Origin of the sequence: Streptomyces sp. NPDC006879, assembly GCF_042869595.1 — a bacterium.
Taxonomy (GTDB): Bacteria; Actinomycetota; Actinomycetes; order Streptomycetales; family Streptomycetaceae; genus Streptomyces.
On record NZ_JBIAGC010000006.1, the window covers coordinates 206,596 to 217,243 of the forward strand.

Consider the following 10,648-nt stretch of genomic DNA (forward strand, 5'->3'; position numbering starts at 1 on the left):
CCCCCTCAGCCCTTGGCCACGGCGCGCAGCCGGTCGACCACGTCGGCCCGCAGGTCCGCGGGCTCCAGCACGACCACGTCCGGGCCGAACTCCACCAGCCAGGCGTCCAGTCCGTGCCCGTACGGGATTTCCAGCTCGTCCCAGCCGTCCCCCAGGGAGCGCTCGGACCGGGCCCGGGCCCGCAGCGGGTAGCCGGCTCCGGCCCGCAAGCGGATGCGCGCGGAGCGCGTGGCGCTCTCCCCAGCCCATTCAGCCACGGTCTCTCGGACCGTCACGACGTCGGGCACCGCGGCGGTGTACCTGCCGGCGCGGGAGCGCACCTTGCCGGAGATCCGGGAGAGTCGGAAGACCCGCTCGGCATCGCGTTCCCGGTCCCAGCCCGCCAGGTACCACTGGCCACGCCAGCACTCCAGGGCCCAGGGCTCCACCTGCCGGCTCTCCGGACGCACCGCGTTGGACTTGCGGTAGTCGAAGGTGACCGGCCGACGGTCACGGCAGGCGAGCATCAGCGGCTCGAAGGCAGCCTCGTGGACGGGGATCCTCGGTTCGATGACGCTGTGACGGGCCCCGTAGGGGTCCTCCGTCTCCGGCATGCCGGCGGCACGCAGTTTCTGGAGCGCCCCGCTGGCCGCTCCCGCGAGGCGAGCCTGCTGCCAGACTTTGGCCGCCAGCCCCAGCGCCGCGGCCTCCTCGGCGTCGAGGGCGACCGGGGGCAGGGTGTTGCTGTCCCGGCGCGCCAGGTAGCCGTACTCGCCGTCGACGGACTCCACGGTCTCGATGATCAGACCGAGTTCCCGTAGGTCGTCCTTGTCGCGCTCGAACATGCGGTTGAAGGCGTCCTCGGCCGCGGCTTCCATGTACGCCTCGATGGAGCCCCGCAGCTCACGCTTGCTGAGCGGGCGGCGAGTGCCCAGCAGGCACAGCGCCAGGTTCATCAGCCGCTCGGCCTTGGCAATCGCCATCGATGCCCTACCTCACCCTTCACCCTGCGTGCTCCGCGAGTTGTGCGCTGACCGTTGAAGGTACCGCTCAGGCGCGCCGGGGCAAAAGCGAGAGGCCCTTGCCGTATGGCAAGGGCCCCGCTTTGATCACGAATTTCCGGATCGGATCGCGATCAGACGCCCATCAGGTCACAGACGAAGATCAGCGTCTCGCCCGGGGCGATGGCGCTGCCCGCACCACGGTCACCGTAAGCGAGGTGCGCGGGGATCGTCAGCTTGCGACGGCCACCGACCTTCATGCCCTGGACGCCCTGGTCCCAGCCGGCGATGACCTGGCCGACACCGAGCTGGAACTGCAGCGGGGCGCCACGGTTCCAGGAGGCGTCGAACTCCTCGCCGGTGGAGAAGGCCACGCCCACGTAGTGGACGGAGACCCGGGCCCCGGCCTTGGCCTCAGCGCCGTCGCCCTCCCAGATGTCCTCGACGACCAGCTCGCTGGGCGCCGGGCCCTCAGGGAAGTCGATCTCGGGCTTCTCGATGCTCACGCACATACTCCTTGTTTCCTGCGCACGCGTATTCCGCATACGACTCTGCTCGCCGCATGTGGATTCCGGACGGCGAGCAGCCTGGGACCAGTCTTACAGAATCGCCAGGATGTCGAGCGAGAAGACCAGGGTGGAGTTGGCGGGAATCTCTCCCGACTCCTTGTCCCCGTATCCGAGCTCCGGCGGAACCACCAGCATGACGCGGCTACCGGCCTTCTTCCCCGCGAGGCCCTGCTGCCAACCCTTGACCAGCTGTTGCAGCGGGAACTCGGCGAGCTCAGCGCGCTTGTAGGAGGAGTCGAACTCCTTGCCGTTGGTCCACAGCACGCCCTTGTACTGGAGCAGCAGCGTGTCCTCCAGCTTCACCTCGGGGCCGTCGCCCTCAAGGATGTAGGAGGAGACGAGCTTCTTGGGCGCCGGCTTGCCCTTGGGGACGTCGATGGTCGGGGCCGCCCCGTCCTTGTTCGCGCCGACCTTCGGCAGGGAGATGTCGTCCTGGGCGATCTCCTTGCCCTGAGCGGAGCTCTTGGCGTTGAAACTACCCACGACGTCCACCACGAAGACGAGGGTGTCGGTGCCCTTGATGCCGCCCTGCGGGTTGCCCTGGGTTCCGTAGCCGAGCTCCGGCGGGATGGCCAGCTGGACCCGGTCACCGGCCTTCCTGCCGACCAGTGCCTTGTCCCAGCCGGGGATCAGTTGTCCAGCGCCGATCGGGTAGACCACGGACTTCTTGCGATCGTAGGAGTTGTCGAAGACCTTGGCCGTGTCCCAGATCTGGCCGAGGTAGTGGAACTGGAGCTTGTCGCCCTTGGCGACGGTGGCGCCGCTGCCCGCGACCAGCACCTTGACCGCGAGGTCCTTGGACGGGGCACCCGGCCCCTTGGCGATGGTCGGCTTCTCGCCGAACCCCTTGCCGGCGGTGACCTCCGGCAGCGGACCGTTGACGATCTTGGTGCTGGGGCCATCGCTGGGCTTGGCCTTGTCTGCCTTATCGGCGTTGTCGGCCTTGTCGTCACCACAGCCCGCCAGGGTGAGCAGGCCTGCCGGGACGGCGAGGAGGAGGGAGCGACGGCGCACGGAATGCCTCGTATCTCATCGGGGTCTTGTCGGGGATCTTGCGTAAAGGCGTGCGCGCCACTCTACCGACGCCAGCGGGGCGCCGTACCCGTAAGTACGGCGCCCCGCTGGGCCATCACCACTGGTCATACCAGTGCCGCTGGTCACATTCCGGCGATCAGCTTCTCCACTCGGTCGTCCACCGACCGGAACGGGTCCTTGCACAGCACCGTGCGCTGGGCCTGGTCGTTCAGCTTCAGGTGCACCCAATCGACGGTGAAGTCCCGCCGCTGCTCCTGGGCGCGGCGGATGAAGTCACCGCGCAGGCGTGCCCGGGTGGTCTGAGGCGGCACCGACTTGCCCTCGAAGATCTTCATGTCGTTGCAGATCCGAGCCGCCTGCCCCTTGCGTTCCAGCAGGTAGTACAGGCCTCGACGGCGATGGATGTCGTGATAGGCGAGGTCTATCTGGGCGACCCGCGGATGCGACATGGTCATGTTGTGCTTGGCCCGGTAGCGCTCGATGAGCTGGTACTTCATGACCCAGTCGATCTCGGTGGCGATGACGTCGAGGTCCTCCGCCTCCACCGCGTCCAGGGTGCGGCCCCACAGCTCCAGCACCTGCTCGACCGTGCCGGTGCGGATGCCGCGCCGCTCCACGAAGTCCACGGCCTTCTCGTAGTACTCACGCTGGATCTCCAGCGCCGAGGCCTCTCGGCCACTGGCCAGACGCACCTTCCGCTGGCCGGTGATGTCGTGGCTGACCTCGCGGATCGCCCGAATCGGGTTCTCCAGCGTCAGGTCCCGCATCACGGTGCCCGCCTCGATCATGCGCAGGACGAGGTCGGTCGCGCCGACCTTGAGCAGCATGGTCGTCTCGGACATGTTGGAGTCACCGACGATCACGTGCAGACGGCGGTAGCGCTCCGCGTCCGCGTGCGGTTCGTCGCGGGTGTTGATGATCGGGCGCGACCGGGTGGTGGCCGAGCTGACACCCTCCCAGATGTGTTCGGCACGCTGACTCACGCAGTAGACCGCGCCGCGCGGAGTCTGGAGCACCTTGCCGGCCCCGCAGATCAACTGGCGGGTGACCAGGAAGGGAATGAGGATGTCCGCGAGCCGGGAGAATTCTCCGTGGCGGGCGACGAGATAGTTCTCGTGGCAACCGTAGGAGTTTCCCGCCGAGTCGGTGTTGTTCTTGAAGAGGTAGACGTCGCCCGCGATTCCCTCCTCGTGCAGGCGGCGTTCGGCGTCGACCAGCAGGCCTTCGAGAATGCGCTCGCCGGCCTTGTCGTGAGTGACGAGCTCGGTCACGTTGTCGCATTCGGGTGTTGCATATTCCGGATGCGAACCCACGTCGAGATACAGGCGGGCGCCGTTCCGCAGGAAGACATTGCTACTGCGGCCCCATGACACGACACGGCGGAAGAGGTAGCGCGCCACTTCGTCAGGTGACAGTCGGCGCTGTCCCCTGAACGTGCACGTGACGCCGTACTCGTTCTCCAGCCCGAAAATGCGGCGGTCCATGACTGAACATTACGCCTTCTGCTCTGCTCTGAAACCGGGTTCGGCGTCGCCGTTTCGATCATTTTCTGATGACCCCGCAGATCCGGCCGTCTGCACCCTGCCGGGGACACGTACCGCGAGCACCCGCTGAGTGGCCGTCAGGACGGCCAGCGCGGCGACCCCGCCCACGGTGGCCACGCCGAAGCCGGCCCTGGTGCCGCCCAGTTCCACGGCGGGCCCCGCGACGGCGGTTCCGATGGCCGCGCCCACCCCGAAGAACGTCACCAGCCAGGAGAACGCCTCCGTCACGGTCCCGCGCGGCGCGTGCCGGTCCACGACGATGAACGCGCAGGCGATCGCCGGAGCCAGGAAGACTCCTGCCAGGGCGGCCAAGGCGGTCATCGCCACCGGTGCGGGGGTGAGCAGCAGCGGGAGGTAGCACAGGGCCAGCAGCGCCACCAGGGCCCGCAGCCGCCGTTCCGGCGCGCTGGCCCACGGGCGGGCGCCATAGGCCACCCCGCCCAACAGCGCCCCCAGCCCCAGCGCGGCCATCAGCCAGCCGTACACCGCCTGGCTGCCGTGGCCGTCGGCGTAGGCGACCCCGGCCACCGTGATAGAACCGAGCGCCGAGCCCACGAAGAAGAACGAGGCCAGCAGCGCGAGCAGGCCGGGTGACCGCAGGGCGCCCAGCCAGTGGGCCTCCCGCGGAGCGGAGCGCCAGGTGCGCGAGGGCTCGCAGAGCACCACCCAGAGGGCGCCAAGCACCCCGAGGGCGTTGATGACCAGCAGGGCGGCGGCCGGGGACCAGATCGACACCAGCAGGGTCACCAACAGCGGCCCGACGGTGTACATGACCTCCTGTGCGACGGCATCGAGGGCGTAGGCGGAGTGCACCTGGTCCTCACGGCCGCCGAGCACGCTCGGCCACAGGGCGCGCAGGCCACCTTCCAGTGGGGGTGTGAACAGGCCCGCGAGCAGCACCGCGGCGTAGGCACTCGCCCCGCCCGAGGTGCCGACCAGGGCCAGCCAGGTCATGCCCAGGGCGGAGACCACTGCGGCGGGGAACTGGACCCGCGGTTGCCCGAACAGGTCGACGGCGCGCCCGAGCAACGGCTGGCCGACGGCGGTGGCGAGCCCGTAGGCGGCGGCCAGCGCCCCGGCGAGGCTGTAGCTGCCCCCTTCGGCGCGGACGAACAGCACGATGGCTATGTGCGCGGTGGCGTTGGGTAGTCGCCCCACCAGCGTTCCGGTCAACAGCCGCGCCGCGTGGCGCGTTCTGAGGAGTTGTGCGTACCCCGCGGACATGGCTGCCCCTCTCTGCCCGGTCCGCTCTCGCCGCCACCGAGGTTTTACGTATAACTTGCGGGTCCATACGTACCATGACCCCACCCGCCGGGTCCAGCCACCCGACGGAAGGCCAAGAAGAGCCAGGAACAGGACGACCGGAAAAGGCAGGAATGACGAGACCGACCAGCCGAGACGTTGCCCAGGCAGCCGGAGTGTCCCAGGCGACCGTCTCCCTGGTGCTCGCGGACAAGTGGCGCGGGCGGGTGTCCGAGCGCACCGCTGAGTCCGTTCGCAGGAGCGCGCGCGAGCTCGGCTACCGACCGAACCTGGCAGCTCGCAACCTGCGCCTGGGCAGCACCCGAACAGCCCTCCTCGTCGTCCCCGCACTCACCAACGAGTTCTTCGCGCGGGTCTACACCGGCGCAGCCAAAGTCGCCGCCGAGCACGGGTTCGGAGTCGTGCTCTACCCCTCCCCCGACGGCACCGGTCCGGCCCGTGACCCCTTCGCGTCCGCCCGCGCCGCCCTGGACGGAGTGATCGCCTCCTCGATGGCCGCCGGCGCCCTGGAGGCGATCCGCGGCGAGGACCTCCCGCTGGTCATGCTGGACAGCGACCCGGCCACCGTGGGCCCGGCCCACGTCAACCTGGACATGGCCGACGGCATGCGGCAGGTGGCCCATCACCTGTTGGCGTTGGGCCACCGGCGCTTCCTCCACCTGGCTTCAGCCGTGGACAGCTGGACCTTCGAGGTCCGGGCTCGGACCCTGGAGCAGGTCCTCGGCCAGGTGGAGGGCGCCACCTTGACCACCGTTGCCGAACAGTTGAGCGTGGAGGCCGGACGGGTGGCCGCCGAGACAGCGCTGGCGGGACTGCACCCCCGACCCACCGCCGTGATCTGTGATGACGACATCTTGGCGGCCGGTGCCTGCAAAGCCGCCCGGCGCCTGGGGCTGCGCCTGCCCCAGGACGTGTCCGTCACCGGCTTCGACGACCTGACGCTGGCCACCGCGGTCGAACCGGAGCTGACCACCGTCCAGCTGCCCGCCGAGCAGGTCGGCGAACACGGCATGAAGGCCCTGTTGGCCCTGCTCGAAGGTCGCCCCTGGAACGCCGGCAACCTGCCCGTGCAGCTCGCGGTGCGGGGCTCCACCGGACCCGCCACGCCCTGAAGCGCCATCCCGCGATGGACGAGGGGGTAACGCCGGCACCACGCAGGCCCCGATCCGGGGACCGGGGCCTGCGTGGTGTACCTGCGGCGAGGAACTACTCGGCGGCGTCCTCGTCCTCGTCGGTGGCCGCCGAAGTGGGCGTCGCGGCCGGGTCCTGGGCCTCCAACAGCCGGGAGAGCTGCCTGCCGACGATCCGCTTGAACTTGCGCTGCTGAGACCTCGTGCGGTCCAGCACGGCCACCTCCAGGCGGTCGGCTGGAATCTCCCGCTGCGTGCCGTTGGTGTCCCGGGAGAGCGCCTGAACGGCGAGCTTGAGCGCCTCCGCCAGAGTCATGCCGTCCCGGTGCCGCTGGTCCAGGTAGTTGCTGATCTGCTCGGCGTTGCCGCCGACCGCGACCGAGCCGTGCTCGTCCACGATCGAACCGTCGTGCGGCAGGCGGTAGATCTGGTCCGTGGAAGGCGTCTCGCCCACCTCAGCCACCACCAACTCCACCTCGTACGGCTTCTCGCCGACGCTGGAGAAGATGGTGCCGAGGGTCTGGGCGTACACGTTCGCCAGCCCACGGGCCGTCACATCATCGCGGTCATAGGTGAATCCACGGAGGTCGGCGTAGCGGACGCCGCCGATCCGGAGGTTCTCGTACTCGTTGTACTTGCCGGCGGCGGCGAAGCCGATCCGGTCGTAGATCTCGCTGAACTTGTGCAGCGCGCGGGACGGGTTCTCACCGACGAACACAATGCCGTCGGCGTACTGCAGCACAACCAGGCTGCGACCGCGGGCGATGCCCTTGCGGGCGTACTCCGCCCGGTCGGCCATGGCCTGCTGGGGTGAGACATAGAACGGCGTCGACACCGGCTATCCGTCCCTTTCTTCTCAGTGGCGAGTGCGATTCCGGAAGACTCAGAGCAGCGCTGCGCGCGGCCCGTCGGGCTGCTCCAGGCGCCGCTCGGTGATGGAGCGGGCCAGCTCCGAGGACTCCGCCTCGGACAGCCTCCGGAAACCCTCGTCGGTGATGACGGTGACGATCGGGAAGATGCGACGGGCGAGGTCCGGCCCACCGGTGGCCGAGTCGTCGTCCGCGGCGTCGTACAGCGCTTGCACGACCAGCGTGGTGGCCTGCTGCTCCGTCAGGTCCTCGCGGTAGAGCTTCTTCATGGATCCGCGCGCGAAGATGGAACCGGAGCCGGTGGCCGCGAAGCCGTGCTCCTCAGACCGGCCGCCCGTCACGTCGTAGCTGAAGATCCGGCCCTTCTCCCGGCCCTCGTCCCAGCCGGCGAAGAGCGGAACCACGGCCAAGCCCTGCATGGCCATGCCCAGGTTGCTGCGGATCATGGTGGAGAGTCGATTCGCCTTGCCCTCCAGCGAGAGGGTGGCGCCCTCCACCTTCTCGAAGTGCTCAAGCTCCAACTGGAAGAGCTTCACCATCTCGACGGCCAGACCCGCCGTACCGGCGATGCCCACCGCGGAGTACTCATCGGCCGGGAAGACCTTCTCGATGTCCCGCTGGGCGATCATGTTGCCCATCGTGGCCCGCCGGTCGCCGGCGAGGACGACGCCACCGGGGAAGGTGGCCGCGACGATCGTCGTCCCGTGCGGCGCCTCGACGACTCCCTCGGGCAGCTTGCGGTTGCCCGGCAGGAGCTGGGGCGAGTGGTCACCGAGGAAGTCCATGAAGGAGGAGGATCCAGGCGTCAGGAAGGCAGCCGGCAGACGCCCGGTGCTACGAGGATTGGCTTCCACGCGATTCCTTCCGGATAGGCGGCGGCCCCACACCTGGTGCCGGGCCAATCGATCATTTCGAACTGTGCACGGACCCTACCCGGCTCCGTGTGAGTCATCCGCCGCGGTGCTCGCCACTTCAGCACGGGCGCCGCGGCGGACAACGAAGCTTACTGTCCGCCCTTTTGGACGAAGGAGCGCACGAAGTCCTCGGCGTTCTCCTCAAGCACGTCATCGATCTCGTCCAGAACCGAGTCCACGTCGTCCGAGAGCTTCTCCTGCCGCTCCTTGAGGTCGGACTGTGCCTCCGCAGTCTGCTCCTCGACCTCCTCGGTCGAGTGAGTGGCCTTCTGCTGTCCGCCGCCGGTGTCCTTGGTCGCCATGTCTACCTCACCCCGCTCGGTTCGCACGCTCGTAGAGAGACTCCGAGAACGGAATCTCAAGATCAGACCCTAGTCCGACCCTACAAGGAGGGCCGGACATTCGGCCCTCCTCTTTCAGGATTCCCGTCCCGGAGGCCTTTCAGCCGCGATCGCGGTGATCACCATGCCCGTGACCGGGACCGGGCGGTTCAGCCGCCCGAGAGCACCCGGACCAGATCCTCCGCTGTACGGCAGCGGTCCAGTAGTTCCTTGACGTGGTTGCGCGTACCCCGCAGGGGCTCCAGCGTGGGCACGCGCTGGAGGGAGTCCCGCCCCGGCAGATCGAAGATCACCGAGTCCCAGGAGGCCGCGGCGACGTCGTCGGCGTACTGTTCCAGACAACGCCCACGGAAGTAGGCCCGGGTGTCCTCAGGTGGCTTGGAGCGAGCCCGCTCCACATCGGTCTCCTCCAGTAGCCGCTTCATCTTCCCCCGGGCCACCAGCCGGTTGTACAGGCCCTTGTCGGGCCGCACATCGCTGTACTGGAGGTCCACCAGGTGGAGCCGGGCGGCGTCCCACTCCAGGCGGTCCCGGCGGCGGTAGCCCTCCAGGATCTCCCGCTTAGCGACCCAGTCCAGTTCCCCCGACAGGCTCATGGGATCGCTCTCCAGGCGCCCGAGGACGTCTTCCCACCTGGTCAGGACGTCCTTGGTCTGTTCGTCCGCATCGGCGCCGAAGCGCTCCTCCACGTACTTTCGGGCCAGCTCGAAGTACTCCATCTGCAACTGGACCGCGGTCAGCGAGCGACCGCTACGCAGTGTGATCAGCTGGCCGAGCTCGGGATCGTGTGAGACCTGGTGAAGGGTGCGCACCGGCTGGTCCACCGCGAGGTCCACGTTGATGAAGTTGTCCTCGATCATCGACAGGACCAGCGAGGTGGTGCCCAGCTTCAGGTAGGTGGAGATCTCCGAGAGGTTCGCGTCACCGATGATGACGTGCAGGCGCCGGTACTTCTCCGCGTCGGAGTGCGGCTCGTCGCGGGTGTTGATGATCGGCCGCTTCAAGGTGGTCTCCAGCCCCACCTCGACCTCGAAGTAGTCGGCCCGCTGGCTGATCTGGAACCCGTGTTCACGGCCGTCCTGACCGACGCCCACGCGCCCGGCGCCGGTGACGACCTGCCGGGAGACGAAGAAGGGCGTCAGATGCCGCACGATGTCCGAGAACGGGGTCTCCCGCTTCATCAGGTAGTTCTCGTGCGTGCCGTAAGAGGCGCCCTTGTTGTCGGTGTTGTTCTTGTAGAGGTGGATGGGCTGGGCCCCCGGAAGCTGAGCGGCCCGCTCGGCGGCCTCGGCCATGATGCGCTCACCCGCCTTGTCCCACAGGACGGCGTCGCGCGGATTGGTGACCTCGGGAGAGCTGTACTCGGGATGCGCGTGGTCCACGTACAACCGAGCACCATTGGTGAGGATGACATTGGCCAGACCGATGTCCTCGTCGGTGAGCTGGCTGGAGTCAGCCACCTCGCGGGCGAGGTCGAAGCCGCGGGCGTCCCGCAGCGGGTTCTCCTCCTCGAAGTCCCAGCGGGCGCGTCGCGCCCGGTGCATCGCCGCCGCGTAGGCGTTGACGATCTGGGACGAGGTGAGCATGGCATTGGCGTTCGGGTGGCCGGGGACGGAGATCCCGTACTCCGTCTCGATCCCCATTACTCGCCGTACGGTCATGCGGCCCTCCTTGCCCGGCGGCGCCCCCCGGTGGGAGCGGCGCTCAAGTACCGCTGGTGTTCCGGTGCGTGTGCGGTGCCCGTCCCCGCACTGCGCGTCCCGGCGGTACCGAAGAGCCTAGAGCGGCTCCGCGCTGGTGGGGAGATCATTTCAGTCATTGCCGTGGCTCAGGCCGACCCCTGAAATGCAGTCGGGGGGGGGGGGGGGGGGGGGGGGGGGGCGGGGGCGCCCCCCCCCCCCCCCCCCCCACCACCGGCTTCGGGCGGTTCAGAGGGCTTCTGTTCGGACCCGCAGGGCGCGCGCGAGGTCGTCGAGTTGGTCGGCGAGGTGACGGCGCAGGGC

General features: G+C 68.7%; 10 protein-coding genes. 1 reads left to right on the forward strand and 9 read right to left on the reverse strand.

Annotated elements, in window-relative coordinates:
* Positions 1-5: 5 nt before the first annotated feature.
* The 5 genes from ACFYMC_RS07670 to ACFYMC_RS07690 form a co-directional block, all read right to left on the reverse strand.
* Positions 6-962 carry a helix-turn-helix transcriptional regulator gene (locus ACFYMC_RS07670; RefSeq protein ID WP_388520331.1) on the reverse strand — a complete coding sequence of 319 codons (957 nt, stop codon included), beginning with the start codon at positions 960-962 and terminating at the stop codon, positions 6-8.
* A 152-nt stretch (positions 963-1,114) separates the two neighbouring features.
* The gene (locus ACFYMC_RS07675) at positions 1,115-1,486 is read right to left on the reverse strand and encodes an FKBP-type peptidyl-prolyl cis-trans isomerase (RefSeq protein ID WP_388520334.1); all 372 of its coding nucleotides are present in this window, start codon (positions 1,484-1,486) and stop codon (positions 1,115-1,117) included.
* 93 nt (positions 1,487-1,579) lie between these two features.
* Positions 1,580-2,563 (reverse strand): FKBP-type peptidyl-prolyl cis-trans isomerase, encoded by a 984-nt coding sequence (locus tag ACFYMC_RS07680; protein ID WP_388520337.1) that lies wholly within the window; start codon positions 2,561-2,563, stop codon positions 1,580-1,582.
* A 143-nt stretch (positions 2,564-2,706) separates the two neighbouring features.
* Positions 2,707-4,068: a Pup--protein ligase gene (pafA, locus tag ACFYMC_RS07685; protein ID WP_388520340.1), complete on the reverse strand. Its 1,362-nt coding sequence runs from the start codon at positions 4,066-4,068 to the stop codon at positions 2,707-2,709.
* Between the two features lie 9 nt (positions 4,069-4,077).
* The gene (locus ACFYMC_RS07690) at positions 4,078-5,352 is read right to left on the reverse strand and encodes an MFS transporter (RefSeq protein ID WP_388520343.1); all 1,275 of its coding nucleotides are present in this window, start codon (positions 5,350-5,352) and stop codon (positions 4,078-4,080) included.
* 152 nt (positions 5,353-5,504) lie between these two features.
* Here ACFYMC_RS07690 and ACFYMC_RS07695 point away from each other — a divergent pair, with 152 nt between their 5' ends.
* Positions 5,505-6,503 (forward strand): LacI family DNA-binding transcriptional regulator, encoded by a 999-nt coding sequence (locus tag ACFYMC_RS07695; RefSeq protein WP_388520346.1) that lies wholly within the window; start codon positions 5,505-5,507, stop codon positions 6,501-6,503.
* 94 nt (positions 6,504-6,597) lie between these two features.
* Here the strand turns inward: ACFYMC_RS07695 and prcA are convergent, their stop codons facing one another.
* From prcA to dop, 4 genes are all read right to left on the reverse strand, one after another.
* Complete coding sequence (gene prcA / locus ACFYMC_RS07700) at positions 6,598-7,356, reverse strand: proteasome subunit alpha (RefSeq protein ID WP_388520349.1); 759 nt, start codon at positions 7,354-7,356, stop codon at positions 6,598-6,600.
* A 48-nt stretch (positions 7,357-7,404) separates the two neighbouring features.
* On the reverse strand, positions 7,405-8,244 hold the full coding sequence (gene prcB / locus ACFYMC_RS07705) for a proteasome subunit beta (protein WP_388520352.1): 840 nt from the start codon (positions 8,242-8,244) through the stop codon (positions 7,405-7,407).
* Between the two features lie 149 nt (positions 8,245-8,393).
* Positions 8,394-8,606 (reverse strand): ubiquitin-like protein Pup, encoded by a 213-nt coding sequence (locus ACFYMC_RS07710; protein WP_388520355.1) that lies wholly within the window; start codon positions 8,604-8,606, stop codon positions 8,394-8,396.
* 188 nt (positions 8,607-8,794) lie between these two features.
* Positions 8,795-10,306 carry a depupylase/deamidase Dop gene (gene dop, locus ACFYMC_RS07715; RefSeq protein ID WP_388520358.1) on the reverse strand — a complete coding sequence of 504 codons (1,512 nt, stop codon included), beginning with the start codon at positions 10,304-10,306 and terminating at the stop codon, positions 8,795-8,797.
* Between the last annotated feature and the right edge of the window lie 342 nt (positions 10,307-10,648).